This is a genomic window from Streptomyces sp. NPDC089799 (assembly GCF_040684755.1).
GTDB lineage: Bacteria > Actinomycetota > Actinomycetes > Streptomycetales > Streptomycetaceae > Streptomyces.
This window is the reverse complement of sequence record NZ_JBFBGR010000022.1, coordinates 1-26764: the sequence shown is the minus strand read 5'-3', so window position 1 is coordinate 26764 and position 26764 is coordinate 1. Positions and strand designations below refer to the sequence as shown.

The window sequence follows — 26764 nt, the reverse complement described above, 5'->3', positions numbered from 1 at the left end:
GGCAGGATCCTCACGCCGACGCCTCCGCGAACGGCTCCACCCGGATCCCGTCCGCCTCCAGCGCCCGCCGGACGCGCAGCGAGAGCGCGGCGGCTCCGGGTGTGTCCCCGTGCAGGCAGAGGGAGCGCCCCGCGCCCGCCCGGACCAGCCTCAGGGCCTGCTCCACGACCGCGTCCGGGTCGTGCAGGACCGCGCCGGGTTCGCTGCGCGGCACCAGGGTGCCCCCGGGGGTGTAGGCGCGGTCCGCGAACGCCTCCGGGACCGCGGGCAGGCCCGCCTCCTCGGCGGCCGCCAGCAGCAGGGAACCGGGCAGGCCCAGGACCGGCAGGACCGCGTCCGGGCCGGTCGCGAGCCGTACGCCCGCCACGACCGCGGCGGCCTGCGCGGCGTCGTGGACCGTCCGGTTGTAGAGCGCGCCGTGCGGCTTCACGTACGACACCCGGGACCCGGCGGCGCGGGCGAAGACGTCCAGGGCGCCGATCTGGTAGGCGATCTCGGCGGCCAGCTCGTCCGGGGGGACGTCCATGGAGCGGCGGCCGAAGCCGGCCAGGTCGCGGTAGGAGACCTGGGCGCCGATGCGTACGTTCCGCTCGGCGGCCAGTTCGCAGACCCGGCGCATGATGGACGGGTCGCCCGCATGGAAGCCGCAGGCCACGTTCGCGCTGGTGACCACGGACAGGAGGGCCTCGTCGTCGGTGAGCGTCCAGCGTCCGAAGCCCTCACCCAGGTCGGCGTTGAGGTCGACGGGGCCGACTACCGGGGGCGTGGGTGTGATCATGGAAGCCATGCGGTGAGCGTAGCGCCAGGACCGAACCGCGCCGTTTGGGTGGTTGTCGGTGCGACCGCCTAATCTTTCCGTCGTGACGTTTCCTGCCCCGGCGAAGACCCTCCCGTCCCCGGCACCGGGCCCGGCCGCCGACGAGGGCCTGGCGCGGCGGCTCCGGGCGCTCGCGTGCACGGCCCCGCTGCACGACCTGGACGCCCGCAAGGCCAATCTGGCCGGCGAGTACGGGGTCTACGCCATGGCCGAGGTGGCCCTCGCCGCCATCGACCTCGTCACGCTGAACATGGACTTCGACACCGGAGCCGACCACGACCAGATAGTGGCCAGGCTGCTGCCGCGCATCGCCGCGCAGGCCCCGCGGCGCCCGGCCGCCGAGCACGAGCGGGTGGCCCGCTGGGTCCTGGAGAACCTGATCAACGTCGGCAGCGTGGACCGGGGCTTCCGCGCGGTCTACGGCACCTTCGGGGCCGATGGTGTCTATGTTCGCCGCGACTACGACTTCAAGCTGATCGAGGAGGTCCCGGGGTACGGCGGCGCCGTCTACCTCCGGACCACCGACGAGGCCGTCAACGTGCTGGTCGGCGCCCTGGACACGGACGTCACCAGCGCCCAGATCGCCGCCGAGGTCAAGCTGGAGGTGCTGATCAGCCGCGGCCGGCTGGCGGACGCCCAGCTCGCCGCCGAGCAGGCCCGCTACCGGACGGTGCAGTACGCCGAGACCCTGCGCCGCACCCTGGAGGCCACCCGGCGCAACGTCCGCGCGGTGGACTGGTTGCAGGCCGTGCCGGACATGATCGCCGAGGCGCTGGACCACGTCGCCGACCGGTACCGCCACGAGAACGCGATCCTGACCAACATCCGCAAGGCCCGCGACGAGGCGGAGGACCCGGACAACAAGCGGCGGGCCGCCGAGCTGGTCGACATCGTCAAGGACTGCATCCGCCGCCACACCCAGCTGCAGTCGCGGCTGCTGGAGGCCGGCCCGCTGTTCCGTGCCGAGCAGGACCGCCAGGCGTTCGCCCCGGCCGCGCCGCGCTCCGGCATCGACCTGTACGGGCAGCTGGTCGCGCCGGTACTGCCCCTGCCGCTGGAGGAGGCCACCCGGGTCACCGACGCCTTCTTCGCGGCCGGCACCGGCCTGCGCACCCCCGTCTCCGTCCGGGTCGCCGACCTCGTCGAGATACTGCTCACCCCGCCGCTGGAGCGGGAGCACCTCGGTGCCGAGATGCCCGAGCCCGACCTCATCGCCACCCCGGACGACAGCCGGTTCAGCGAGGAGCAGCTCGCCTCCGCCATGGAGCTGCTCGACCTGCCCCACGACGCCCCGCGCCGCCTCTCCGGCCTGCTCGCCGAGGCCCGGCTGCGGGACCCGGACCTCCCGTACCTGGTCGCGCTGCTCGCCGTACACGCGGCGAGCCCGGCCGTCGGCACCGCGTACCGGCAGGGCGAGGAGCGGCTGCTGTTCGCGGTGGACGACGGCACGGTGCTGGAGGACCCCGAGTTCGGCGGCGCCGACCTGATCGTGGGCACAGCCCTGCTCGATGCCGCGGGCATGGCCGCGGACCGCACGGAGGCGGCATGACCGCCCGCCGCACCGGCCCGACCGACACCGGCCCGCGCCCCGCAGCCCTCCCGATTTCCCGCGCGCCGCACCGGCGCACCGCACAGCCCACCACCGCCAAGGAGCCCCAGCCGTGAGCGAGACCCACGCCGAGTACCCCGCGTGGAGCGAGCCCGACGTGCCGTCGGCCCCCGCCCCGGACCGGGCGGCGGCCCCGGCCGGCGCCCACGTGACTCCCGCCGACGCCGCGGACGCGGCCCGGCTGGTGGCGTACGGCCTGCAGCCCAAGCTGCTCCCGGCCCGCGACGCCGAATACGCCGAGCTCCTGCGCCGCTACCGCGAGGCCCCCGCCTTCGCCCGCCTGGCCGACGCCGTGGCCACCGGGCTCGGCCTGGTCGTGCTGGAGGTCTCCCCGAGGGCCGGCATGGCCGTCGCCGCCGGTGAGGACTCCGTGTTCGCCGTCCGGATGGGCGACTACGCCCGCCGCACCTCCGCCGACGGCGGCGACCGCTTCCTGCACGGCCTCGCCCACCTCGCCGTCGCCGCCCTCGCCTTCCCCCGCCCCGAGGACCTCGCCGACGACGGCTACATCGGCCGGATCACCGTCAACGGGGTCGACGCCTTCGTCCGGCAGGCGTGCCGCCGCCTGGAGGAGCGCGCCGAGGAACTCGGCGAGAACACCGACCCGGAGACCGGCACCCCCGGCCTGGAGGCCGCCTGGCGGGTCTACGCCCGCCGCAGCGCGACCGGCGCCACCAAGGACGCCCGCCGCCTGGCCGGCTCCACCACCGGCATCGTCGGCAAGGCCGTCGCCTTCCTCACCGACTCGGGCTTCCTGCAGCGCACCGGGGACGACGCCGGCGGCACCTACCGCACCACCCCCCGCTACCAGCTGCAGGTCCGCGACATGGCAGGCAGCGCCGCGATGGCCGAGCTCCTCGAACTCGGCGTGGTGGCCGTCAGCGACGGCTCCGCGAGCCTGCTGCCGCCGCCCGAGGGCGAGGACCTGGACCTGGTGGCCGACGCCGGCCTCCCGTTCCACGCCTGACCCGCACCCGCACCCGCACACGCACGAACCCCAACGAGAGCCCGCCGCCATGTACGAGCTGTCCCGGATCCGCCTCTACTCCATCGGTCCCGCCGGTGCGCGCTACGCCGACACCGTGCTCGACCTGCGCGGGGTCGGCCGGCCGGTGCCCCATCCGGCACCCACCCAGGCGGAGTTCTTCGAGGAGGAGCCCACCGGGCCGCCGCGCCGCCCGGCCCCCGCCGGCGTGCTGTTCCTGGAGAACGGCGGCGGCAAGTCCGTCCTCCTCAAGCTGATCTTCTCGGTGATGCTGCCCGGCCACCGCAACACCCTCGGCGGCGCCAGCTCCGGTGTGCTCCGCAAGTTCCTGCTGGCCGAGGACTGCGGTCACGTGGCCCTGGAGTGGCAGCACACCCAGACCGGCGAGTGCGTCGTGGTCGGCAAGGTCAGCGAGTGGCGCGGCCGCCAGGTCTCCAACGACCCCCGCAAGTTCGCCGAGGCCTGGTACTCCTTCCGCCCCGGCCCCGGTCTGAGCCTGGACAACCTCCCCGTCGCCGAGTCCACCGCCGTCCGGCCGCCCGTCGAGGGCTCCTCCGGCGCCCAGGGCCGGCGCCGCACCATGAAGGGCTTCCGCGACGCGATCACCGAGGCGGGCAAGGCGTACCCGCACCTGGAGGTCTGCTGGGAGGAGATCCACGACCGCTGGAACGAGCACCTCGGCGAGCTCGGCCTGGACCCCGAGCTCTTCCGCTACCAGCGGGAGATGAACGCCGACGAGGGCGAGGCGGCCGGCCTGTTCGCCGTGAAGAAGGACTCCGACTTCACCGACCTGCTGCTGCGCGCCGTCACCGACACCCGCGACACCGACGGCCTCGCCGACCTCGTCCACGGCTTCGGCAACAAGCTGGGCCGCCGCGCCGAGCTGATGGCCGAACGGGACTTCACGGCCGGCTCGGTGGACCTGCTGACCCGCATCGTGGAGGCGGCACAGGGCCGCGCCCGCGCCCGCGACGTGCACGCCGGTGCCGAACGCCGGACCCGTACCCTCGCCCGCCGGCTGTCCGCCCGCGCCGGCGAGGAGCGGGCCCGCGCCGCGGACCTCGCCCAGCGGGTGACCACCGCCGCCCACGAGGTCACCGCGGCCGAGGCGGCCCGTGACCGCAGCGCCGCCATCGCCGCCGAACTCGCCTACCGGCACGCCTCGCTGGCGCTGACGGTGGCGGAGAAGGCGGCCGCGGCGCAGCGCCGCGAGCTGCTGGAGGCCCGCACCCTGCACTCGGCCTGGCAGGCCGCCGAGTCCGTGCTCCGGCACCGGGCCGCCGCCGACCGCTCGGCCCGGGTCGCCGCCGCCATCCGCGAGGCCGAACGGGACGCCGCCCCCGCGCTGGCCGCCCGCGCCGGTGCCGCCGCCGCACTCGTACGGGCCCTGCACACGGCCGCCGAGAACGGCGAACGCCTCGCCAACGAGGAGGAGGAGCGCTCCGCCGCCCTCCAGGACACCGCCGAGACCGCGCACCGCGACGCCACCGCCGCCGCGACCGCAGCCCAGCGCGCCCGCAGCGAGTCCGAGCACCTGCGGGCCCGGCTCGCCGAGGTCGAGCAGGAGACCGCCGAGGCCGTCCGGGCCGGCTGGCTGGACGACTCCGCCCCCGACGCCGACCCGGCCCGGGCCGCGCTCGCCGCGAGCGACGCCGAGAAGACCGCCGTCGCCGCCTGGGACGAGGCCCGCGAGGCCGCCCGTACGGCCGCCGAGGCCGCCCGCGGGGCAGCCGCCGCGGAGGCCCGCGCCGAGCTGACCGCGGCCCGCGCCGCCGATGCGGCCGCCGCCGCGGAGAACGCGCACGCGACGGAGCTCCGTACGGCCGCCTCCCTCGCGGAGTCCCCGCGCCTGGCCGACCTGCTCGGCCTGCCCGGGGCCCCGGCATCCTCCGCCGTACCGCGCCCCCGTACGGCCGCGGACGCGCACGGAACGGACGGGGCCGGGCCGGACGCGCCCGGGGCGGACGACGGGACGGCCGCCGCCGGCGGACTCACCGCCGAGGACCTCGACCGGAACGCCGAGGACCTGCGCACCCTGCTGAACGACCGGGTCGCCGCCGCCGAGAGCCGGCTGTTCGACCTGCGCACGGCCGCCGCCGACGACGCCCGGATCCTCGGCGCGCTCGGCGACGGCGGGCTGCTGCCGCCCGGCCCGGACGTGCTCGCCACCGTCGAGTACCTCGCCGAGCACGGCATCCCCGCCCTGCCCGGCTGGCGCTACCTCGCCCAGTCCGTCGCGCCCGCCGACCACGCGGCCGTGCTCGCCGCACGCCCCGAGCTCGTCGACGGCGTGGTCATCACCGACCCCGACACCCACGCACGCGCCCGCGAGGTCCTCGGCGCCGCCGCCCTGCTGCCCCGCTCCGCCGTGGCCGTCGGCACCGCCGCCGCGCTGCTGGCCCCCGTACCGCCGGCCGGACCGGAATCCGACACCGGGGTCTTCCTGGTGCCGCCGAACCCGGCCATGCACGACGAGCACGCCGCCGACGAGGAGCGCCAGGCGCTGCGCACCCGGGCCGGGGAACGCGACACCGAGATCCGCGAGCTCGCCGCCCGCCTCGCCGGCGACCGCGAGCTCGCCGCCCGGCTGACCTCCTGGCGCACCGGCTGCCCGGCCGGCCGGCTCACCGAGCTCGCCGAACACGCGGCGGCCGCCCACGCGTTCGCCGAGGAGTCCGAGGCAGAGCTCGCGGAGGCCCGTACGGTCCGCGCCGAGGCCGAGGAGGCCGCCGCCGACGCCACCCGGGTCCGCGACGAGCGCCAGGAAACCGCCCAGCGCGCCCGCCGGGCCGCCGACGCCCTCGCCGGGCTCGCGTTCCGGCTCCGCGAGCGGGCCGGCTGGCAGGTCAAGGTCCGCGAACTCGCCGACGACGCCGCCGAGTCCGAGGCCCGGGCCGAGGTCTGCCTGGAGCGCGCCCGGGCCGCCGACGAGGACCGCCGCGCCGCCCAGCGGGCCGCCGACGACGCCCGCCGCACCGCCCGCGCCCTGCGGGCCGAGCGGGCCGAGATCGCCGGTGCCCCCGAGAGCCTGCCGGACGAGGCGGAGGGCGCCGCCAGGACCCCGCTGCCCGACCTCCGCGAGGCCTACCGGGCCGCCTCCCAGCTGTACGAGAAGGTGGGCGTCGGCGCCGACCTGCGCGCCGAACAGGCCCGCGCGGAGAGCGACGAGAGCGCCGCCCTCGCCGAACTCGACCGCCTCACCAACAAGGTGCGCACCCGCGCCGCCCAGCTCCTGGAGAGCACCGACGGAGCCGACGGCCCGTCCCGGCAGGCCGCCGCGGCCCGCGCCGAGTCCCTGGTCCAGATGCTGGAGTCCCGCGCCAACACGGCCAGCGAGCAGCTGGGCCGGCTGCGCGGCGAAGCGGAGCGCCATGCTCCGGCGGACGGCGAGGCCCACGCGGAACTCCCCGAAGAGCTGGTCCCCGAGGACGTCGAGCGGGCCCAGGCCCTGCTGCGTTCCTCCACCGCCCAGCTCGCCGCCCACACCGCCGCCGTGGAGACGGCCCGCGCCGCCCACGGCGAGCTGCTGCGCGCCCACCGCGCCGCCGAGGACGGCGCCGCAGGCTTCGACGAGACCGCGGCCCTGCTCCGCGACCTGCTCCGGGACAACACCCCGCACGAGGACGACGACCAGGACCACACCCCGTACCCGGGGGCCCTGGAGGAGGCCCGGCAGTCCGCCGCCGAGGCCCGCCGGTCCCTGCGCGGCTGCTCCGGAGACCTGTCCGCCGCCGAGTCCGCGGTGCGCGAGGCGAGCGACGTCCTCGTCCGGCACGCCAACGCGACCCGGTACGAGGCGGTGCGCACCCCGGCGCGCCAGCAGATCCGGGAGCTGCCCGCCTCGGCCCTGCCCGAGCACGCGGCCGCCTGGGCCGCGGCGTTCGCGCCCCGGCTGCGCGTCCTCACCGACGAACTGGCGCAGCTGGAGCGCAACCGGGACAGCATCGTGGACCGGCTCCGCGGCCTGGTGGAGTCCGCGCTGGCCACCCTGCGCTCCGCCCAGCGGCTCTCCCGGCTGCCGGAGGGGCTGGGGGAGTGGTCGGGGCAGGAGTTCCTCCGGATCCGCTTCGAGGAGCCGGACCAGGCCACCCTCACCGAGCGGCTCGGCGAGGTCATCGACGAGGCCACCCGCGCCGCGGTGAAGCGGAACGCCTCGTTCGGCGAGGGGCGCCGGGACGGCATGTCCCTGCTCCTGCGCGGGGTCCAGGCGGCCCTGGAGCCGCGCGGCATCTCCGTGGAGATCCTCAAGCCGGACGCCGTACTGCGCGCCGAGCGGGTCCCCGTGGGCCAGATGGGCGACGTGTTCTCCGGCGGCCAGCTGCTCACCGCGGCGATCGCCCTGTACTGCACGATGGCGGCGCTGCGCAGCAACGACCGCGGCCGCGACCGGCACCGCCACGCGGGCACGCTGTTCCTCGACAACCCGATCGGCCGCGCCAACGCCACGTACCTGCTGGAACTCCAGCGTGCGGTGTCCGACGCGCTGGGCGTGCAGCTGCTCTACACCACGGGTCTGTTCGACACCACGGCCCTGGCGGAGTTCCCGCTCGTCATCCGGCTCCGCAACGACGCGGACCTGCGGGCGGGCCTGAAGTACATCAGCGTGGAGGAGCACCTGCGGCCGGGTCTGCCGCAGCCGGCGGCCGAGGGCGAGAGCATCCACGGCGAGATCACCGCCACCCGCATGTTCCGCCGCAGCCAGCCCGCACCCGCGGAGGCCTGACCCCGCGGCCCGGAAGCCCGGGCGGCTCACCGTCCCGGCCGGCTGCACCGGGCTCCGGCCCGGGCATGCGCGGTGCGCCCGCGCCGGCCGGCTTCCGCCCCCAGGGGCGTCCTCCGGCTCGCCGGCGGACCGGTGGCCGGCCCCGGTGAACGCGGAACGATCGCGGCGTCCGCGTCATGAGCTCGGACGCCGAGCCTCCGGGCGCCACAGGCCGGGGAACCGGGCCCCGGCCCGACCACGCGGCCCGATCACGAGGCCCGATCACGCGACCCGGCCGCTCAGGCCCGCCGCAGCGGCCTCGGCTGCCCGGTCCCGGCCCCCTGGGCCGTCCGCGGCCCCGTGCCGGACTCCCGGGTCGCCCGCTGTCCGGGTACGGACGCAGGCGCGGACGGAGGCACGGGCGCGGACGGAGGCGCGGGGACGGGTCCCCGCGCGGCCGCGCGCCCCGCCGCGGTCTCCCGCTCCGGCCCGCGCCCCCGCGCCGTGCTGCTCGGCTGCGAGACCACCCCGTGCCGCTGCCGCCACGCCTGCCGGGTGATCCACACGTCGAGCACCCCCCAGGTCGACACGATCACCCCGGCCACCGAGCACAGCATGACGGGGAAGGCGAGCCACGACCCGGTCAGCGTCAGATAGAAGGTGATCGTGGACAGCGTCAGCGTCACGGACGCGATGATCACCGCCCGCACGGCCGCCGTCCGCACGGGATCCGGCATCCGGTACCGCCGTGCCGGCTCCTCCACCCACAGGCCCCGCCTGATCGGCTCTCCGGGGTATTCGCTGCCCATGCTCCGCTCACTCCCCACCACGACCTCGCGGCCCCGCTACGACCCTTCCCACCGCCGGTCACCGTCAAAGACGCACGAAAGGCCCGAAGGATTCCCGAAGTGCCGCCCGGACTTCTCCCGGACGGCCCGCCGGCCCGCCCCGCCCCTCGCGGAACGAATAATTCCAGCCATCCATCAGGGTACGGGATCTGACGCCCCACCAAGTGTCATGTGCCACATATCGGGCCGCAGGAGACGGGAACTATGGGACAACTCGTGATCTTCGTGCGGTGGCCCGGCCGAAAACGTCCGGACGCGCCTTCGAAGGCGCCCGGCGGCAGTAGTAGGCTCACGCCGTTTGATTGACGGAACACCGACCCCCAGCAGCGGGGTTGAGCTCGGGGGAGGCTGTGGGGCCCATGCGCTTTCGCGGGAAGTCCATCCGCCGGAAGATCGTGGCGCTGCTCCTCGTGCCGCTCATCTCGCTGACCGCACTGTGGGGCTTCGCCACCGTGCTGACCGGCCGTCAGGCCGTCCAGCTGCTGGGCGTCGCCGAGGTCATCAACAAGGTCGGCTACCCCGCCGAGGACGTCGTCCGGGTCGTGCAGAAGGAGCGCCGCCAGAGCCTCATCCTGCTCGGCGACCCGCGCGCCTCCTCCGCCGCCGTGGAACTCGCCGACCGGCGGACCGCCACCGACGAGGCCGTCCGCCGGTTCACCGCGAACGCCGCCGACCCCGACATCTCCGAGGAACTCAGCCCGACCACCAAGCGCCACCTCGACTCCATCGTCGAGGCGTTCGCCGGGCTCTCCACCCTCCGCGCCAACGTCGACCGCACCGCCCTCGACCCCGACCAGGCCCTGGAGCTCTACAACCGGATCGTCGACCCCTGCTACGACTTCCTGATGAACCTCCACACCCTGGAGGACGTCGAGATGGACAAGCAGGGCCGCGCCCTCGTCGGCATCACCCGCGCCCGGGAGGCCCTCTCCCGCGAGGACGCCGTCATCGCCTCCGCGTTCGCCGCCAAGCGGTTCACCGCCGAGGACTCCCGCGCCGTCTCCGACGAGATCGCCCGCCGCAACCTGCTCTACGAGTTCAACCTCGCCATCCTCCCCGCCGCCGAGCGCGACCGCTTCGAGCGCTACTGGGGCGGCACCGAGACCAGTGCGCTGCGCGTGGCCGAGTCCCGCATCGTGGCCAACGGCGCGGTCAAGAACCCGCGCACGCCCACCGCCGCCGAGTGGGACCAGGCGTCGACCCGGGCGCTGGACATCCTCGCCACCATGGGCACCGCCGCGGGCGACCGCTACAAGGAGCGCGTCGAACCCGTCGCCATGGAGGTGCTCGTCAAGGCCGCCGTCGCCGGCATCCTCGGCTTCGTCGCCCTGATCGTCTCCCTGGTGCTCTCCATCCGAATCGGCCGCGACCTGATCCGCGACCTCTCCCGGCTCCGCAAGGAGGCCCACGAGGCGTCCGGCGTCCGGCTGCCCAGCGTGATGCGGCGCCTCGCCGCCGGCGAGCCGGTCGACGTCGAGACCGAGGCCCCGCGCCTGGAGTACGAGAAGGACGAGGTCGGCCAGGTCGGCCAGGCCCTCAACACCCTCCAGCGCGCCGCCGTCGAGGCCGCCGTCCGGCAGGCGGAGCTGCGCCGCGGGGTGTCCGAGGTGTTCGTCAACCTCGCCCGCCGCAACCAGGTCCTGCTGCACCGCCAGCTCACCCTGCTCGACACCATGGAACGGCGCACCGAGGACACCGAGGAGCTCGCCGACCTCTTCCGCCTCGACCACATGACCACCCGCATGCGCCGGCACGCCGAGGGCCTGGTGATCCTCTCCGGCGCGGCCCCGTCCCGGCAGTGGCGCAAGCCGGTCCAGCTCATGGACGTCGTACGGGCGGCCGTCGCCGAGGTCGAGGACTACGAGCGGATCGAGGTCCGGCGGCTGGCCCGGCTCGGCATCTCCGGCCCCGCCGTCGCCGACGTCACCCACCTCATCGCCGAACTCCTGGAGAACGCGACGGTGTTCTCGCCCCCGCACACCGCGGTCGCGGTGCACGGCGAGCGGGTCGCCAACGGCTTCACCCTGGAGATCCACGACCGCGGCCTCGGCATGACCCCGGAGGCCCTGCTCGACGCCAACCTCCGGATCGCCGAGTCCCCCGAGTTCGACCTCTCCGACACCGACCGGCTCGGCCTGTTCGTGGTCAGCCGGCTCGCCCGGAGGCACAACGTCAAGGTCTCCCTGCAGCCCAGCCCGTACGGCGGCACCACCGCGGTGGTCTTCCTGCCGGCCGCGCTGCTCACCGACGCGCCGGAGACCAACGGCACCGGCCTCCGGCTGGAGCGCCCCGCGAAGGCCGCGATCACGGGCGGCCCGGCGGGCGGCACCGGCCGCGGCGCCGGCCGCGGAAACGATACGTCCGCCCGGCGCGCGATCCCGGCCGCCGTCCTGGACGGTCCCGTGGAGCTGGAGCCCCCGCTCAGCGTGCTCGGCCTGGACGAGGCCGGTGCGCTCGACGAGATCCCCGGCAGGGTCCCCGCCCACCCTGCCATCGCCACCCTGGACGACGAGACCCCCCCGAGCGGCCTCCCGCGCAGCACCCTGCTCGGCCACCGGCCGCCGGAACGCTCCCTGCAGCCCGCCCCCTCCCGCGGCACCGAGCGCGAACAGCTCCCGCCCACCGGTCCGGTCCGGCTGGAGAGCGCCCGGCTGGAGGCCGCCCATCTCGACGCGCCGCGCAGCGCCTCCGGGGCCGTACCGCTGCCGCGGCGGCGCCGTACGCCGACCCTGGTCGCCGAACACGGCCGCCGGGTCGACGGCCGGCCGGCCGTGTCGGTGGTCAAGCAGTCCGGCTCCCCGGTGGACGCCGGACAGGCCGCGGGGAGGCCCGTGACGGCTCCGGCCGCGGTTCCGGCGGCAGGCCCGTCGGCGGCTCCCGGAACGGCCGCCGGGAAGACGCCCGGTTCGGCTCCCGGTGCCCTGCCCCGCCGCGTCCGCCAGGCCAGCCTGGCGCCCCAGCTGAAGAACGCGCCGACGGCGGAGCGGACCGCCGGACCGGCCGGGACGGCCGCGGACGCGCTCGCCGACCGCGACGCCGAGGACGTACGCAACCGGATGGCCGCACTCCAGCGAGGCTGGACGGCGGGCCGCAACAAGCACGCACAGCAGCAGTCCGAGACCGCGAACGGCACCGCAGCCGCAGCCGCGACCGGTCCCGAGAACGAGAACGAGGGGGACGACCGATGACCGCATCGCAGACCGCAGGCCAGGACAGCCGGGGCCGGGGCCCCGGTCACCTGAACTGGCTCCTGGACGAACTGGTCGACCGGGTCGGCAGCATCCGCAAGGCGGTGGTCCTCTCCGGCGACGGGCTGCCCACCGGCAGCTCCAAGGAGCTGACCCGCGAGGACAGCGAGCACCTGGCCGCCGTCGCCTCCGGCTTCCACAGCCTGGCCAAGGGCGTCGGCCGCCACTTCGAGTCCGGCAGCGTCCGCCAGACCATGGTCGAGCTCGACGAGGCGTTCCTCTTCGTGATGGCCGCCGGTGACGGCAGCTGCCTGGCCGTGCTGGCCGACGCCGACTCCGACGTGGGCCAGGTCGCCTACGAGATGACCCTGATGGTCAAGCGCGTGGGTGACCACCTGGCGACCGCCCCGCGCTCCGGGCAGGCATCGGCAGGGTGAAACCGGACGGCATGAGCGATGCGAGCCGGAGGCCCGCCCACGGCCCGGACGGGGTGGCCGAGGGCACGGCGGCCGAAGCCCTCCCGGCGGAAGCCGCCGTGCCCGGGGTCGCCGCCGAGCCCGATGCCGCCGTCGCGGTGGACGACAGTCCCGCCGGGCACGCCCACTGGTTCGACGACGACGCCGGCCCGGTGGTGCGCCCGTACGCGATGACCCGGGGCCGGACCAGCCACGCGGAGCAGCACCGGCTGGACCTCATCGCCCTCGTCGTCGCCGAACCCGCGGCCGACGACCCCGCCTGGGACCTCACCCTGTCCCCGGAGCACGCCCACATCCTCGAACTGTGCCGCGAGCGGCCCCAGTCGGTCGCCGAACTCGCGGCGGAGCTCGACCTGCCCATCGGGGTGGTCAGGGTGCTGATCGGTGATCTCGTCGACGACGAGCTGGTCCACGTGACCCGGCCGGTCCCGCCCGCCGAACTCCCGGACGAATCCATTCTGCGTGAGGTGATCGATGGCCTTCGGGCGCTCTAGCCGCACCAACGGCATGTACGCGGTGCCGCCGGTCGAGCCGCTGACCCTGAAGATCCTCGTCGCGGGCGGATTCGGCGTGGGCAAGACCACGCTGGTCAGCGCCGTCAGCGAGATCAGACCGCTGCGCACGGAGGAAGTCCTCTCCGAGCCGGGCCGGGACATCGACGACACCGCGGGGGTGGAAGCCAAGAACACCACCACGGTGGCCATGGACTTCGGCCGCATCACCCTGCGCGAGGACCTGGTCCTGTACCTGTTCGGGACGCCCGGCCAGGACCGTTTCTGGTTCCTGTGGGACGAGCTCGCCCAGGGCGCGCTCGGCTCGGTGGTGCTCGCCGACACGCGCCGGCTGGAGGACTGCTTCGCGGCGGTCGACTACTTCGAGCGGCGCGACATCCCCTTCCTGGTCGCGGTCAACTGCTTCGACGGCGCCGACCACTACTCGGCCGACAGCATCCGGGAGGCGCTGGACCTGGACCCGGACGTCCCGGTGCTGCTCTGCGACGCCCGCGACCGCGAGTCGGTCAAGGAGATCCTGGTCGGGGTGGTCCAGCACGCCAGGTCCGTGGCCCGAGACCGCCGCCGGCCGGCCCACACGTAGGCGGCCGCGAGCCGCGTGGAGGCGGCCCGTACCCCCGCCGACTGGGGTACGGGCCGCAGCTCTCGTGGGGGACTGTGGAGGCAGTGTGAACCTGCCGTCCGGGCGCGTCAAGCATCCGGACAGCACCGCCTGTTCAGGCCGTACGGGACTTCCGGCCGCCGCTCACCGGACCGCGATCACGGCCGAACCGTGCCCGAACAGCCCCTGGTTGGCGGTGATCCCGGCACGCGCCCCCGGAACCTGCCGCTCCCCGGCCGTCCCGCGCAGCTGCCAGGTCAGCTCGCACACCTGGGCGATGGCCTGCGCCGGCACCGCCTCGCCGAACGAGGCCAGTCCGCCGCTGGCGTTGACGGGGATCCGGCCGCCGAGCGCCGTCGCCCCCTCCCGCACCAGCTTGGCGCCCTCACCCGCACCGCACAGCCCGATGTCCTCGTACCACTCCAGCTCCAGCGCGGTGGACAGGTCGTACACCTCGGCGAGCGACAGGTCCTCCGGACCGAGTCCGGCCTCCTCGTACGCGGCACGCGCGATCGACGCCCGGTGCGAACCGCCGGCCGGGGCGACCGCCACGGCCGAGTCCGTCGCGATGTCCGGAAGGTCCGGCACCGTCCGCGGGTACGTCGGCGTCACCGTGGACACCGCCCGGATCCGCACCGGATCGGACACCCCGCGCGAGCGCGCGAAGTCCAGGCTGCACAGCACCAGCGCGGCCGCCCCGTCCGAGGTCGCGCAGATGTCCAGGAGCCGCAGCGGATCGGCGACCACCGCCGAGGCCGCCACCTCCTCGGCGGTCACCGCCTTGCGGTACCGGGCCAGCGGGTTGAGGGCCCCGGCGGCCGCGTTCTTCACCTTCACCAGGGCGAAGTCCTCCTGCGTGTCCCCGTACACCGCCATCCGGCGCCGCGCGAACAGCCCGAAGTACGCCGGGTTGGTGGCCCCCAGCACCCGGAAGCGCAGCCAGTCGGGGTCGTCGGGCCGGTCCCCGCCGGCCGGGGCGAAGAACCCCTTGGGCGCCGCGTCCGCGCCCACCACCAGCACCACGTCGGCCAGCCCGGCCAGGATCTGCGCCCGGGCCGTGCCGATCGCCTGGGCGCCCGAGGCGCAGGCGGCGTACACGCTGGTCACCCGCGCGCCCTGCCAGCCCAGGGCCTGGGCGAAGGTCGCCCCGGCCACGTAGCCCGGATAGCCGGAGCGGACGGTGTCGGCCCCGACGACCGAGCCGACGTCGGTCCACTCCAGACCCGCGTCGGCGAGCGCCGCACGTGCCGCCGCCGTGCCGTAGGTGACGAAGCTCCGGCCCCACTTGCCCCACGGGTGCATGCCCGCGCCGAGCACCGCGACGTCCGTGCCCGCCCCGCTCATGCCTCCACCCCCACGGGCCGGAAGTGCCAGGTCGTCCACACGGTCCCGGTGTCCGCCTCCTCGTTGAGCACCCCGGGGACCACCTCCACCTCCATGCCGACCGCGAGGTCCGCGACCGTCACGCCCGGCACCGCCTGCCCCAGCACCACCATCCGCTCGGCCGCCAGCTCCACCGCGACCAGGGCGTACGGCTCCCAGGGCGCGTCGGGGTCGGAGACGTACGGCGCCGGCGGCCGGTACCGGCCGTCGGTGTAGGACCAGACCCGGCCCCGCCGGGACAGCGGCACCTCGGCCAGGTCGCCGCCCCCGCAGGCGGGGTTCCGGCAGAAGGTGTCCTCCCGGGGGAAGAACACCGAACCACAGGCGGAGCAGCGGGTGCCGAGCAGGCGGAACTCGCCGCCGGGCCCGTCCTCCGTGAACCACCCGCCGACGACGGGTGTGCGCGAGCGTTCCAAAACCCCTCCCGGAAACCGAACCCGAATCTGACGATCAGTCAGATGGCGGTTCCAGTCTGGCACGGGAGGAGCACCCCGGTCACGGGTTGTCGGCGAGCCACTTCTCCGCGATCGCGGCCAGCTCGGCGTCCCGCCCGGCCAGCATCATCCGGATCATCGCCGCGTCCCCGCGCAGCGACCAGGCCGGATGCCCGAAGGTCGCCGGGTTGTTGCCCTCGATGAGGAAGTGCGCCGGCCAGGCCGTCCCGTACCCGAAGAGCGGCAGCGCTGCCAGGTACCGCTTCCGTCCCCGCGCCAGCCCGTACGCCGTGACGGCGAGCCCGGTCAGGGTCCCCGCCAGGTGCACCCAGCGGGTCGCTGCCCGCGAGTGCATCGCGACGTAGTAGGGCCAGAACTCCTCGTACGAACCGAACTCCCGCGTCGTCATGCGGGGCACGCTACTCAGGGCCGTCCGGCAGCGGAACACGCACGGCACCGGAACGCACCGGGAAGTCGAAGTACCGCTCCGGATACGGTTCGTCCGACAGGCGGAAGTGCCACCACTCCTCGGGCAGGCTCTCGAACCCCTCCGCCTCCAGGGCCGTCCGCAACAGCCGCCGCCGCTCCCGGGCCGCCCCGCCGATCCCCGGAGCATCGGTGTGCGACAGCGGATCGAAGAAGTCGAACGGCGTCCCCAGGTCCAGGGCACGCCCGTCGAGCCGGGTCAGCGTCACGTCCACCGCACTCCCGCGCGAGTGCCCGGACCGCGCGGCGATGTACCCCTCCGCCACCAGCCGGCCCTTCTCGACCCGGGGATGGTGGCGGGCGCGCAGCACCGGATCCGCCGGCTCCGACGTCCACTCCACGAACCGGTCCACCGCCCGCTGCGGCCGGTAACAGTCGTACACCCTCAGCGAATGGCCGCGCCGCAGCAGGCCGCGCTGCGCCCGCCGCAGGGCCTCGGCCGCCGGCCGGGTCAGCAGGCACACCGGCTCCTCGTAGCCGGGCACCACCGCACCGGTGAAGTTCCGCTCCGAGGCGTACCGCATGTCCTGCCGGATGCTCGGATCCACCTCCCGCAGCGCCACGAACCCGCCCCGCGGCGCCACGAATCCGCCCTGCGGCACCACGAATCCGCCCCGCGGCGCCACCGGTTCCGCCGGGAGCCATCCCGTGACCGCCGCCAACACCACCCACACCAGGACCGACTTCACCCCCCTCACCTACCATGGCGCCATGCCCACACCGGTGAAGGACTCACACTGCTCCTCCTGCGGAAACCCGTTCGGCACCGCGGACTGGCCCCGCACCTGTGCCGCCTGCGGCACCACGGCCTACCGCAACCCCCTCCCCGTCGCGATCACCCTCCTCCCGGTCGAGGACAGCGCGGGCACCGGCCTGGTCGTCATCACCCGCACCATCGAACCCGCCCTCGGCGGCACCGCCCTCCCCGGCGGCTTCATCGACTTCAGCGAGGACTGGCGCGACGCCGTGGTCCGCGAACTCCGCGAGGAAACCGGCATCGAGGCCGAAGCCTCCGAGGTCGCCCTGGCCGACGTCCTCAGCTCCCCGGGCGGCCACCTCTGCCTCTTCGGCCTCCTCCCCACCCGCCGCGCGGAGGCCATGCCCGCATCCACCCCCACCGACGAAACCACCGGCTGGCACCTCCTGCGCAGCCCGGAGGAACTCGCCTTCCCCCTCCACACCCAGGCCGCCACGTCCTGGTTCAAGGGCCGCTACGCCTGACCCGCGGGCGACCCTAGGGTGAGGGGTCCGCCCATCGGGCCGTCCTCAGCGGGCCCGCTCCTCCACCGGCACCGCCCGCACCGCCGCACCCAGCCCGGCGAAGTCGGTGACCACCGGATCCAGCGCCAACAGCGGGGCCAGGCCGATCGTCTTCTGGGCCGGCTTGTGCTCGTCCAGCACCCGGGTCGGCAACACGTGGAAGGTCCACTGCGACAGGTCCAGCGGGTCCAGCGTCGCCTTGTCGCGGTGGCCCAGCAGACAGAAGACGTAGACGTCCGCCCGGCGCAGCCGCCGGGGATCGACCTCCCCGGTGACCGCGTCCCAGCCCTCGGCCGGCGCGATCGAGAAGGAGATCGGCGAGGGGGCGGACTGCGCCCACTCCTGGAGGTAGGCGGCCGACTTGACCTCGACCCGGGGCCCGTCCGGCAGGCGCAGGTCGACGGCGTCCCACTCGACCCGGGTCCCGTCGGCCACGCCCAGCGCGAGCGCGACGATGTATTCGGCGAGCGCCCCGCGCAGCGTGTTGCCCACCAGGCCCGAGTAGGCCCATCCCCAGAACCCGCGCACGGTCCCGTGCTCGGCGCCGTACAGGTGCAGGGGCTCGTCACCCGTACGTCGAGCGGCGGGCAGATGTCCCGGAAGGTCGGTCATGGCACGACATTCTGCCGACGGTCCGTCACCCTTCCCACACCGGGCCCGGCCGGTTCAGGCCACCGCAGCGGACCGCCCCTGCGGCCCTAGAGCCCCCGCACCGTCACCCCCGCCTGCACCGGCGTGCCGTCCTCCAGGGCGACCCGCAGCACGTCCCCCTCCCACCGCACCGTGAACCGCTCGGTCTCCCCGCCGTCCGAGATCCGCACCCCGCCCCCCGTACGCCCCCGCGCCGGCGCCCACACCTCCAGACCCCCCACGACCGGCACCACCGCCCCCGCCCGCGCCAGCACCGGCACCCGCCCGAGCGGCGCGTCCAGCAGCACCTGCCCCGGCCCCTCGTACGCCGCCCCCGTCGCCGTGTCGTACCACCGGCCCCGCGGAAGCCGCACCGCCCGCCGGTCCGCGCCCGGCTCCAGCACCGGCGCCACCAGCAGCGCGTCCCCCAGCAGGAACGCGTCCTCGCAGTCCCGCAGCGCACGCTCCTCCGGCGCCCCCCACCACACCGGCCGCACGTACGGCGCCCCCGTACGCCGCGCCAGATGCGCCAGCGTCACGAAGTAGGGGCGCAGCCGCTCCCGTTCCGCCAGCGCGCCCCGCGCCGCCTCCAGCACCTCCGGCCCGAACTCCCACGGCTCCCGCCGCCCCGCCCAGATCGCCGCGTGCGTACGGAAGAGCGGCAGCCACGCCCCCAGCTGGAACCAGCGCGCGAACAGCTCCGGCGACGGCGAACCGCCGAAACCCCCCACGTCCGGCCCCGAGTACGGCACCCCGCACAGCCCCAGCCCCAACACCAGCGCCAGCGACGCCCGCAGCCCGTCCCAGCTGCTCTCCACGTCCCCCGACCAGGTGCCCCCGTACCGCTGCATCCCCGCCCACCCCGACCGGGAGAACAGGAACGGCCGCTCCTCCGGCCGCAGCCGTACGAGGCCCTCCCAGCCCGCCTGCGCCATGCCCAGCGCGTACACGTTGTGCGCCGCCCGGTGGTCCCCGCCCGCCCCGTCCAGCACGTGCCGTGCCGACCTCGGCAGCGTCGCGTCCCCGAACGGGGCGAAGGACACCGGCTCGTTCATGTCGTGCCAGAACCCGGAGAAGCCGTTCTTCAGCCGCTCCTCGTACAGCCCGCCCCACCACTCCCGCACCCGCGGATCGGTGAAGTCCGGGTACACGCACTCACCGGGCCACACCTCACCCCGCACCTCCTCACCGGCCGGGTCCCGTACGAACGCCCCCGCCGGGCCCACCTCACGCCCCGCCTCGTACACCGAACCGGGCACCCCGGACTCCGCCTTGACGGCCGGATCCACGATCGACACCAGCCGGATCCCGTCCGCGGCCAGCTCCCGCGCCAGCCCCGGCAGGTCCGGGAAGGACTCCCGGTCCACCGTGAACACCCGGTGCCCGTCGTAGTGGTCGATGTCCAGGTGCACGGCCGCCAGCGGCAACCCCCGCTCCCGGTACCCGCCCACGATGCGGCGCACCTCCGCGGCGCTCCCGAACCCCCACCGCGCGTGCTGGTGGCCCAGCGCCCACGCGGGCGGCACCGCAGCCCCGCCGGTCAGCCCCGACCAGCCCTGCAGCACCCGGGACGGCGTCCCCACCAGCACCCAGCAGCGCAGCGGTCCGCCCGTCATGCGCAGTTCGCTCACCCCCGGCCGGTCCGGGCCCGAGCCCGCGCCCTCCTCGCCCTCGCGCAGCACCACCCGGCCGTCCCACGGGTCGTCGTAGAACACCAGGTGCGTTCCGGCGTCCGCCACCACCAGCTGGACCGGCATGGTGATGTACAGCGGATCGTCACCCGGCCCGAACCCGCCGTGCGGATCGGTGTTCCACAGCCGGTACTCCCCGTCGCGCAGCCGGGGCCCCGCCGCCCGCCCGCCCAGCCCGAAGAACCGCGCATCGGCCGGGACCTCGGACCGGAGCAGCCAACGCGCGCCCGGGCTCCGTCCGGCCCCGCCCTGTTCGGCCCCGTTCTGCACCGTGCCGCTCGCCACCGTCCCGGTCGGTGCCTCGCCGCCCGCAGCCCCTGCTTCCCCGGCCACGTCCGCGATGCCCGCGTCCCCGGCACCCGAGCCCGCGGCGCTCCCCGACCGGCCCCCCTCCGACCGGCCGCCCCCCGACGGCCCGCCCTCGGACCGGCCCCTCTCCGACCCGCCGCCGCCCGGAGCCCGATCACCGCCCGCCGCCGGAACCGACGGCTCCCACCACCGCGGCGGCAGCTCCCGCCGCAGCACCGTGCCCCCCGGCGTGCGCACCTCCACCGCGCCGTGCCGGGACACCGCCACCGTCACCCGCTCCGACACCACCCGCCAGCCGCCGCCGGTGTCCGGTTCCAGCACCGCCCGCCCGTCCGGCTCCGGCCCGGTCCCCTGGACGGCGTACGAGGGCAGCGGCCCCGCCCCGTCCCAGCCCCAGAACACCGCACCGCCCGTCGTCACCCGCACCAGCAGCTCCGAGCGGGCGAACCGCAGCACGCCCCCGCCGGGCAGCGGCTCCGCCCCCACCAGCGTCCCCGGCACCCGCGCCCGCTCCGGCCCGCGCGGCGGGAACGCGGCCGCGTCCGCCCGACGGTGCCGCAGCGCGGCCCGCCACGCCCGCCGGCCCCGCGCCGTACCGATGTCCTTCACCGCCCGCACCAGATCCCGGCGCAGATCCTCGTACAGCTCCCGGCGCAGTTCCCGGCGCGGCTCCCGCCCCGGTTCACGACCCATGTCACGACCCCGACCGTCCATGCGCACACCCTGCCACCGGCCCTCCGCCGAGCGGGCGCCGTTCAACCTCCGTTCACCCGGAAAAGGATCAAGCGCGCCCACCCCCGACCGCTCTGGTGCGCAAGTCGATCACGTGGCATCGTCCCTGTGGGCCCCGCGCACCCACCCACCGCGCGACGGCCCACGCAGCAGTAGCCACGCCCACGACGCCACGCACACGAAGCGCGCAGCCGCACACCCGGGAGCCGACCCATGACCGCAGCCAGTCCGTCCGCCGAGTCCGCCCCCCTCTGGACCCCGGGCCCCGAACGGATCGCGAGCGCCCGGATCACCGCCTTCCAGGCCTGGGCCGCCGAACACCACGGCGCCCCCGCCGACGGCGGCTACGCCGCCCTGCACCGCTGGTCCGTGGACGAGCTCCCCGCCTTCTGGCAGGCCGTCGCCGAGTGGTTCGACGTACGCTTCGCCACCCCGCCCACCCAGGTCCTCGCCGACCGTTCCATGCCCGGTGCCCAGTGGTTCCCCGGCGCCACCCTCAACTACGCGGAGCACGCCCTGCGCGCCGCCGGAGACCCCGCCCGCGCCGGCACCCCCGCCCTGCTCCACGTCGACGAGACCCACGACCCGGTGCCCGTCACCTGGGCCGAGCTCCGCCGACAGGTCGGCTCCCTCGCCGCCGAACTGCGCGCCCTCGGCGTCCGCCCCGGCGACCGGATCAGCGGCTACCTCCCCAACATCCCCGAGGCAGTCGTCGCCCTCCTCGCCACCGCCGCCGTCGGCGGAGTGTGGACCTCCTGCGCCCCCGACTTCGGCGCCCGCAGCGTCCTCGACCGCTTCCAGCAGGTCGAACCCGTCGTCCTGTTCACCGTCGACGGCTACCGCTACGGCGGCAAGGAACACGACCGCCGCGACACCGTCGCCGAGCTCCGCAGCGAGCTCCCCACCCTGCGCGCCGTCGTGCACATCCCGCTGCTCGGCACGCCCGCCCCCGAAGGCACCCTGGAGTGGTCCGCCCTGACCTCATCCGACACCGAGCCGGTGTTCGAGCAGGTCCCCTTCGACCACCCGCTGTGGGTCCTGTACTCCTCCGGCACCACCGGGCTGCCCAAGGCCATCGTCCAGTCCCAGGGCGGCATCCTGCTGGAGCACCTCAAGCAGATCGGCCTGCACTGCGACCTCGGCCCCGAGGACCGCTTCTTCTGGTACACCTCCACCGGCTGGATGATGTGGAACTTCCTCGTCTCCGGCCTGCTCACCGGCACCACCGTGGTCCTCTACGACGGCAGCCCCGGCTACCCCGACACCGCCGCCCAGTGGCGCATCGCCGAGCGCACCCGCGCCACCCTCTACGGCACCTCCGCCGCGTACGTCATGGCCTGCAAGAAGGCCGAGGTGCACCCCGGCCGGGACTTCGACCTCTCCGCCGTGAAGTGCGTGGCCACCACCGGCTCCCCGCTCCCGCCCGACGGGTTCCGCTGGCTGCACGACGCGTTCGCAGAAGGCGCGATGGACCTCTGGATCGCCTCCGTCAGCGGCGGCACCGACGTCTGCAGCTGCTTCGCCGGCGCCGTCCCCACCCTCCCGGTGCACATCGGTGAACTCCAGGCCGCCTGCCTCGGCACGGACCTCCAGTCCTGGGACCCCTCCGGCAAGCCCCTCACCGGCGAGGTCGGCGAGCTGATCGTCACCAACCCCATGCCCTCGATGCCGATCCGCTTCTGGAACGACCCCGACGGCAGCCGCTACCGCGACAGCTACTTCGAGATGTTCCCCGGAGCCTGGCGGCACGGGGACTGGATCACCATCACCGACCACGGCTCCGTGATCATCCACGGCCGCTCCGACTCCACCCTGAACCGGCAGGGCGTCCGCATGGGCTCCGCCGACATCTACGAGGCCGTCGAGCGCCTGCCGGAGATCAAGGAGTCCCTGGTCATCGGCCTGGAGGAGCCGAACGGCGGCTACTGGATGCCGCTCTTCGTGCACCTCGCGCCCGGCGCCACCCTGGACGACGCCCTGCGTGACCGGATCAAGTCGACGATCCGTGCCGAGCTCTCCCCGAGGCACGTGCCCGACGAGGTCATCGAGGTGCCGGGCATCCCGCACACCCTCACCGGCAAGCGCATCGAGGTCCCGGTCAAGCGGCTGCTCCAGGGCACCCCGCTGGAGAAGGCGGTCAACCCGGGTTCCGTCGACAACCTCGACCTGCTGCGCTTCTACGCCGAACTGGCCCGCACCCGACGGGCCTGACACCGCCGGGGCGGTCACTGTCAGTGGTCATGGTTACGGTGGGTGAGCAAGAGTCGGGCGTACTCGCGCCCCACGCCACTCAGGGGGGACCATGTCCAAGAACCGGACCCGCACCGGCACCGCCACCCGCATCCGGGCCCGCATCCGGACCGAGGCGGGAGTCCGCCGCGGCCTGCGCCGCGAAGCACCCAGCACGGTCGGCCTGCTCGCCGACCCCGAGGACTTCGCGGCCATGCGCGGCTACCGCAGCTTCGCCTTCGAGGACCACCGGGAATACCTCGGCCATGTCGACGCACTCCTGAAATCCCTCGCCGCCGAAGGCATCCACACCACCGTCACCCTCTTCGACCCCGAGGAATACGCCCACTACTGCGCGGAAACGGGCCTCGACCCGGACACCCCCGAGGCCCGCACCCGCTTCACCGCCGAACCGGCCGGCGCCGGCGCGGGCCTCCCGTACGCCGGACAGCCCATCGGCGAACTGATCCCGCTCCTCGTCGAGGAAGCGGTCCGCCAGGCCACCTGGGAGTACGCCACCCTCCTCCTGGCCGGCCTCGGCCGGTGCGCCGAATGCGGCGAGGACATCGGCCGGGCCTGCTTCGAACAGGCCGGCCGCGTCCTCCGGCAGCTCCTGGCCGGCGCCGGGCCCGGCCACCACCACCTCGTCTGCAGCGTCCCGGCCGAGGAGGAACACCTGGTCGCCGTGCTTCACGCCGACACCGGCGACGCCCAGGCGCCACCCGGCTCACCGCCACGCCTCCACGACCGGGACGGCGCCGACTTCCGGACCGTGCTCGCCGCCGGACTCGCCCCGGGCACCACCGGGGGACTGGTCCTCCGCAGCAGCGGCGGGGGACTCCCCGACCGGGTGCACGGCTGGCGCCTGGCCCACGGCACGCTCGTCCCGCTCTCCGCCGCCGAGGTGTTCAACGCCTACTGCACCGACGCCGACACCGGCGAGCCCGTGGCCCCCGAACCGGACGTCGAATACTGCCCGGGCTACCGGATCGACATCCCCCACCCGCACCACTGACCACCACAGCCCGGCCCCGTCCCACCGACACGGAACGGCCGAGGGGCCCCCGCCACCGGCGAAGGCCCCTCGACCCGACGAACCCCGAATCCGGGGAAACCGGCTACTCGCCGGACAGCACCGCCTGCGCGGCCAGCCGCGCCTCCTCGGCGGAATCCGCCGCACGCGCCGCCGCAGCGGCCCGCTCGCACTGCGCCAGCGTGTGCTTCGAGAGCGCCGCCCGCACATAGGGAATGGACGCGGCACCCATCGACAGAGAGGTGACACCCAGACCGGTCAGCACACACGCCAGCAGCGGATCCGAGGCCGCCTCACCACAGACACCGCAGCTCTTGCCCTCCGCCCGGGCGGCCTCGGCCGACAGGGCGATCAGGTCGAGCAGCGCCGGCTGCCACGGATCCTGCAGCCGTGACACCGCACCCACCTGACGGTCGGCGGCGAAGGTGTACTGGGCCAGGTCGTTCGTGCCCAGCGACAGGAACTCGACCTCCTGGAGGATCGACCGCGCCCGCAGCGCGGCCGACGGGATCTCCACCATCGCGCCGAACTTCGCCTGCAGACCCGCCTCCCGGCACGCGTCCGCGAACGCCCGCGCGTCGATCCGGTCGGCCACCATCGGGGCCATCACCTCCAGGTGGACCGGAAGCCCCTCGGCCGCCTTCGCCAGCGCGGTCAGCTGCGTCCGCAGCACCTCCGGGTGGTCCAGCAGCGTGCGCAGACCGCGCACGCCCAGCGCCGGGTTCGGCTCGTCGCCCGGGGTCAGGAAGTCCAGCGGCTTGTCCGCACCCGCATCCAGCACCCGTACGACGACCCGGCCCTCGGGGAAGGCTTCCAGCACCTTGCGGTACGACTCGATCTGCTTCTCCTCGGACGGCGCCTTCTTGCTGTCGTCCAGGAACAGGAACTCGGTACGGAACAGGCCCACGCCCTCGGCACCGGCCTCCACCGCCGCCGGCACGTCGGCCGGCCCGCCGACGTTCGCCAGCAGCGGCACCTTGTGGCCGTCGGAGGTTGCACCCGGACCGGAAGATGCCGCCAGCGCCGCCCTCCGCTCCGCCGCGGCCGCCCTGAGCTCGGCCTTCTTCTCCTCACCGGGCTCGACGAAGATCTCACCGGTGGAACCGTCCACCGCAATGACCGTGCCCTCCGCCAGCTCACCGGCACCCGGCAGAGCCACCACGGCCGGCACGCCCAGCGCCCGCGCGAGGATCGCGCTGTGACTGGTCGGCCCGCCCTCCTCGGTCACGAAACCGAGCACCAGCGCCGGGTCCAGCAGAGCCGTGTCGGCCGGCGCCAGGTCCCGCGCGATCAGCACGTACGGCTCGTCACTGTCCGGCACACCCGGCATCGGCACGCCCAGCAGCCGCGCCACGATCCGGTTCCGCACGTCGTCCAGGTCCGCGACCCGGCCCGCCATGTACTCCCCGGCCCCGGCGAGCAGCTCCCGGTACGCGGCGAACGCGTCGTAGATGCCCCGCTCGGCGGTGCTGCCGACGGCGATCCGCCGGTCCACGTCCGCCATCAGCTCGGGATCCTCGGCGATCATGGCCTGGGCCTCCAGCACGTGCTGGGCCTCACCACCCGCCAGCTGGCCCCGCGCGATCAGGTCGGCGGCCACGGCCTTCACCGCCTGACGGGCGCGCCCCTGCTCGCGCTCCGCCTCCTCCGCGGCGATCTGCTTGGCCGGCGGCTCCAGCACCGCCGTCCCCATGTGCCGCACCTCGCCGATCGCGACACCGTGGCTGACGCCGACGCCCCGCAGCGTTGTCTCCATTTCACCTGTCTCCGCTAGAGCGGCGGACGCCTCCCGCCGCGATGGATGTACGAACCGCCGGCGCGCCCCGGCGGCAGAGCGCTACTGCCAGCCGAAGAGTTCGTCGCCGGCCTTCACGTCGCCGTCCTCCCGGACGCCGCCGAGGGAGTCGGCCGTGGCCTCCAGCGCGATGACGGGGGAGACCGGGGACTTGCCGGCCTCTTCGACCGCGGCGGGGTTCCAGCGGATGACCGCCTGGCCACGGGTCACGGTGTCGCCCTTGTTCACGAGCAGCTCGAAGCCCTCGCCGTTGAGCTGGACGGTGTCGATGCCGAGGTGGGTGAGGACACCGTGGCCCTCGCCGGTCACGACGACGAAGGCGTGCGGGTGGAGGGAGACCACCACGCCGTCGACGGGGGACACCGCCTCGGAGGGCTCGCGCACGGGGTCGATGGCAGTGCCCGGTCCCACCATGGCGCCGGAGAACACCGGATCCGGCACCGCCGCGAGTCCGATGGCACGCCCGGCAAGAGGGGACGTCACAGTGGTCATTGGGGCCTCCCAGGGGGTGGGGCTGCTGGTGTCGCCGTCACTGCGTGTCGCGAACGGCGTACTCGTCAGAAGGATATGGCAAGGGATGTACCGGTTAGCCCGGTTCTGGACCCGGTCCGGACCAGCTCTTCTCCGTCCTTCGCGGCGTCCTGCGGTGCCGTTCGGCATCCTTCGGCATCCTTCGGGACGGAGACTAGTGGACTAGACCGGTGGACTAGACCATACGCCCTCAGTCGATTTGCCTGCCCCCAACCCGGGGTGTAAACTCGTGAGTCCTGCCTGACCCCGTCATGTGAATCACGCATGAACATCGGTCGGCGGGCATCCCAACTTCTTCAGTTGATCTTGATCCTTTTCGATCGCCTCCGCATCTCCGCGGCCGGTGGTCAGGGAGACGGAAAAACACTGATAGAGTCGGAAACGCCGAAAGGGAAAAGCGCGAAAGCGCCGGAACCGAAAAGCGCCGAGGAAATCGGGTCCGAAAAGATCTGATAGAGTCGGAAACGCAAGAACGAAGGAAGCGCCCGGAGGAAAGCCCGAGAGGGTAAGTAC

Annotated in this window: 21 protein-coding genes; 10 read left to right on the top strand and 11 right to left on the bottom strand. The window is 74.7% G+C overall.

Annotation, left to right across the window (positions count from 1 at the left end; genetic code table 11):
- Positions 1 to 10: 10 nt before the first annotated feature.
- A complete protein-coding gene (locus AB0O36_RS23440) occupies positions 11 to 787 on the bottom strand; it encodes a 5-oxoprolinase subunit PxpA (RefSeq protein WP_365113649.1) in 777 nt (258 codons plus the stop codon).
- 73 nt (positions 788 to 860) lie between these two features.
- On the opposite strand from AB0O36_RS23440, the gene AB0O36_RS23435 reads away from it, so the two are divergent.
- The 3 genes from AB0O36_RS23435 to AB0O36_RS23425 all read left to right on the top strand — a co-directional run bounded on the left by AB0O36_RS23435 (position 861) and on the right by AB0O36_RS23425 (position 8134).
- Complete coding sequence (locus AB0O36_RS23435) at positions 861 to 2366, top strand: hypothetical protein (protein ID WP_365113647.1); 1506 nt, start codon at positions 861 to 863, stop codon at positions 2364 to 2366.
- 112 nt (positions 2367 to 2478) lie between these two features.
- Positions 2479 to 3393, top strand: a complete 915-nt coding sequence (locus AB0O36_RS23430) for a hypothetical protein (protein WP_365113645.1) — start codon at positions 2479 to 2481, stop codon at positions 3391 to 3393.
- Positions 3394 to 3442: 49 nt separating this feature from the next.
- Positions 3443 to 8134: a hypothetical protein gene (locus tag AB0O36_RS23425; protein ID WP_365113644.1), complete on the top strand. Its 4692-nt coding sequence runs from the start codon at positions 3443 to 3445 to the stop codon at positions 8132 to 8134.
- Between the two features lie 278 nt (positions 8135 to 8412).
- On the opposite strand, the gene AB0O36_RS23420 is transcribed toward AB0O36_RS23425, so the two are convergent.
- A complete protein-coding gene (locus AB0O36_RS23420; RefSeq protein WP_365113642.1) occupies positions 8413 to 8922 on the bottom strand; it encodes a hypothetical protein in 510 nt (169 codons plus the stop codon).
- A 398-nt stretch (positions 8923 to 9320) separates the two neighbouring features.
- Here AB0O36_RS23420 and AB0O36_RS23415 point away from each other — a divergent pair, with 398 nt between their 5' ends.
- From AB0O36_RS23415 to AB0O36_RS23400, 4 genes are all read left to right on the top strand, one after another.
- A complete protein-coding gene (locus AB0O36_RS23415; protein WP_365113640.1) occupies positions 9321 to 12149 on the top strand; it encodes a nitrate- and nitrite sensing domain-containing protein in 2829 nt (942 codons plus the stop codon).
- A complete protein-coding gene (locus AB0O36_RS23410) occupies positions 12146 to 12586 on the top strand; it encodes a roadblock/LC7 domain-containing protein (protein WP_365113639.1) in 441 nt (146 codons plus the stop codon). Before AB0O36_RS23415 ends, AB0O36_RS23410 begins: the two co-directional genes overlap by 4 nt.
- Before the next feature lie 137 nt (positions 12587 to 12723).
- A complete protein-coding gene (locus AB0O36_RS23405; RefSeq protein ID WP_365113835.1) occupies positions 12724 to 13119 on the top strand; it encodes a DUF742 domain-containing protein in 396 nt (131 codons plus the stop codon).
- Positions 13100 to 13720 (top strand): ATP/GTP-binding protein, encoded by a 621-nt coding sequence (locus tag AB0O36_RS23400; protein ID WP_365113637.1) that lies wholly within the window; start codon positions 13100 to 13102, stop codon positions 13718 to 13720. Before AB0O36_RS23405 ends, AB0O36_RS23400 begins: the two co-directional genes overlap by 20 nt.
- A 162-nt stretch (positions 13721 to 13882) precedes the next feature.
- Here AB0O36_RS23400 and AB0O36_RS23395 read toward each other — a convergent pair whose 3' ends face one another.
- From AB0O36_RS23395 to AB0O36_RS23380, 4 genes are all read right to left on the bottom strand, one after another.
- Positions 13883 to 15082: a lipid-transfer protein gene (locus AB0O36_RS23395; RefSeq protein WP_365113635.1), complete on the bottom strand. Its 1200-nt coding sequence runs from the start codon at positions 15080 to 15082 to the stop codon at positions 13883 to 13885.
- The gene (locus AB0O36_RS23390; RefSeq protein ID WP_365113633.1) at positions 15079 to 15537 is read right to left on the bottom strand and encodes a zinc ribbon domain-containing protein; all 459 of its coding nucleotides are present in this window, start codon (positions 15535 to 15537) and stop codon (positions 15079 to 15081) included. Before AB0O36_RS23390 ends, AB0O36_RS23395 begins: the two co-directional genes overlap by 4 nt.
- Before the next feature lie 79 nt (positions 15538 to 15616).
- Positions 15617 to 15964: a DUF962 domain-containing protein gene (locus AB0O36_RS23385; protein ID WP_365113631.1), complete on the bottom strand. Its 348-nt coding sequence runs from the start codon at positions 15962 to 15964 to the stop codon at positions 15617 to 15619.
- 10 nt (positions 15965 to 15974) lie between these two features.
- Positions 15975 to 16667 (bottom strand): M15 family metallopeptidase, encoded by a 693-nt coding sequence (locus tag AB0O36_RS23380; protein WP_365113833.1) that lies wholly within the window; start codon positions 16665 to 16667, stop codon positions 15975 to 15977.
- A gap of 85 nt (positions 16668 to 16752) precedes the next feature.
- On the opposite strand from AB0O36_RS23380, the gene AB0O36_RS23375 reads away from it, so the two are divergent.
- Entirely contained in the window at positions 16753 to 17262 is a 510-nt protein-coding gene (locus tag AB0O36_RS23375; protein WP_365113629.1) for an NUDIX domain-containing protein, read from the top strand.
- 45 nt (positions 17263 to 17307) lie between these two features.
- Here the strand turns inward: AB0O36_RS23375 and AB0O36_RS23370 are convergent, their stop codons facing one another.
- Together AB0O36_RS23370 and AB0O36_RS23365 are read right to left on the bottom strand one after the other, a co-directional pair.
- Positions 17308 to 17913, bottom strand: a complete 606-nt coding sequence (locus AB0O36_RS23370; protein ID WP_365113627.1) for a hypothetical protein — start codon at positions 17911 to 17913, stop codon at positions 17308 to 17310.
- A gap of 86 nt (positions 17914 to 17999) precedes the next feature.
- On the bottom strand, positions 18000 to 20624 hold the full coding sequence (locus AB0O36_RS23365; RefSeq protein WP_365113626.1) for a glycoside hydrolase family 31 protein: 2625 nt from the start codon (positions 20622 to 20624) through the stop codon (positions 18000 to 18002).
- A gap of 252 nt (positions 20625 to 20876) precedes the next feature.
- On the opposite strand from AB0O36_RS23365, the gene AB0O36_RS23360 reads away from it, so the two are divergent.
- The gene (locus tag AB0O36_RS23360; RefSeq protein ID WP_365113624.1) at positions 20877 to 22874 is read left to right on the top strand and encodes an acetoacetate--CoA ligase; all 1998 of its coding nucleotides are present in this window, start codon (positions 20877 to 20879) and stop codon (positions 22872 to 22874) included.
- Between the two features lie 91 nt (positions 22875 to 22965).
- Entirely contained in the window at positions 22966 to 23907 is a 942-nt protein-coding gene (locus AB0O36_RS23355) for a hypothetical protein (protein WP_365113622.1), read from the top strand.
- A 103-nt stretch (positions 23908 to 24010) separates the two neighbouring features.
- Here the strand turns inward: AB0O36_RS23355 and ptsP are convergent, their stop codons facing one another.
- From ptsP to AB0O36_RS23340, 3 genes are all read right to left on the bottom strand, one after another.
- Positions 24011 to 25681, bottom strand: coding sequence for a phosphoenolpyruvate--protein phosphotransferase (ptsP, locus tag AB0O36_RS23350; RefSeq protein ID WP_365113620.1), 1671 nt, complete (start codon positions 25679 to 25681; stop codon positions 24011 to 24013).
- An 81-nt stretch (positions 25682 to 25762) separates the two neighbouring features.
- Positions 25763 to 26212: a PTS glucose transporter subunit IIA gene (locus AB0O36_RS23345; RefSeq protein WP_365113618.1), complete on the bottom strand. Its 450-nt coding sequence runs from the start codon at positions 26210 to 26212 to the stop codon at positions 25763 to 25765.
- A 297-nt stretch (positions 26213 to 26509) separates the two neighbouring features.
- The coding region (locus AB0O36_RS23340; RefSeq protein WP_365113616.1) for a hypothetical protein at positions 26510 to 26764 on the bottom strand (255 nt) is incomplete at its 5' end.

What these genes read in the sequence shown, in the direction of transcription:
- AB0O36_RS23440 (WP_365113649.1), bottom strand. Translation starts at nt 787, where the DNA reads ATGGCTTCCATGATCACACCCACGCCCCCGGTAGTCGGCCCCGTCGAC.
- AB0O36_RS23425 (WP_365113644.1), top strand. Translation starts at nt 3,443, where the DNA reads ATGTACGAGCTGTCCCGGATCCGCCTCTACTCCATCGGTCCCGCCGGT.
- AB0O36_RS23420 (WP_365113642.1), bottom strand. Translation starts at nt 8,922, where the DNA reads ATGGGCAGCGAATACCCCGGAGAGCCGATCAGGCGGGGCCTGTGGGTG.
- AB0O36_RS23415 (WP_365113640.1), top strand. Translation starts at nt 9,321, where the DNA reads ATGCGCTTTCGCGGGAAGTCCATCCGCCGGAAGATCGTGGCGCTGCTC.
- AB0O36_RS23410 (WP_365113639.1), top strand. Translation starts at nt 12,146, where the DNA reads ATGACCGCATCGCAGACCGCAGGCCAGGACAGCCGGGGCCGGGGCCCC.
- AB0O36_RS23400 (WP_365113637.1), top strand. Translation starts at nt 13,100, where the DNA reads ATGGCCTTCGGGCGCTCTAGCCGCACCAACGGCATGTACGCGGTGCCG.
- AB0O36_RS23395 (WP_365113635.1), bottom strand. Translation starts at nt 15,082, where the DNA reads ATGAGCGGGGCGGGCACGGACGTCGCGGTGCTCGGCGCGGGCATGCAC.
- AB0O36_RS23385 (WP_365113631.1), bottom strand. Translation starts at nt 15,964, where the DNA reads ATGACGACGCGGGAGTTCGGTTCGTACGAGGAGTTCTGGCCCTACTAC.
- AB0O36_RS23375 (WP_365113629.1), top strand. Translation starts at nt 16,753, where the DNA reads ATGCCCACACCGGTGAAGGACTCACACTGCTCCTCCTGCGGAAACCCG.
- AB0O36_RS23370 (WP_365113627.1), bottom strand. Translation starts at nt 17,913, where the DNA reads ATGACCGACCTTCCGGGACATCTGCCCGCCGCTCGACGTACGGGTGAC.
- AB0O36_RS23365 (WP_365113626.1), bottom strand. Translation starts at nt 20,624, where the DNA reads ATGGGTCGTGAACCGGGGCGGGAGCCGCGCCGGGAACTGCGCCGGGAG.
- AB0O36_RS23360 (WP_365113624.1), top strand. Translation starts at nt 20,877, where the DNA reads ATGACCGCAGCCAGTCCGTCCGCCGAGTCCGCCCCCCTCTGGACCCCG.
- AB0O36_RS23355 (WP_365113622.1), top strand. Translation starts at nt 22,966, where the DNA reads ATGTCCAAGAACCGGACCCGCACCGGCACCGCCACCCGCATCCGGGCC.
- ptsP (WP_365113620.1), bottom strand. Translation starts at nt 25,681, where the DNA reads ATGGAGACAACGCTGCGGGGCGTCGGCGTCAGCCACGGTGTCGCGATC.
- AB0O36_RS23345 (WP_365113618.1), bottom strand. Translation starts at nt 26,212, where the DNA reads ATGACCACTGTGACGTCCCCTCTTGCCGGGCGTGCCATCGGACTCGCG.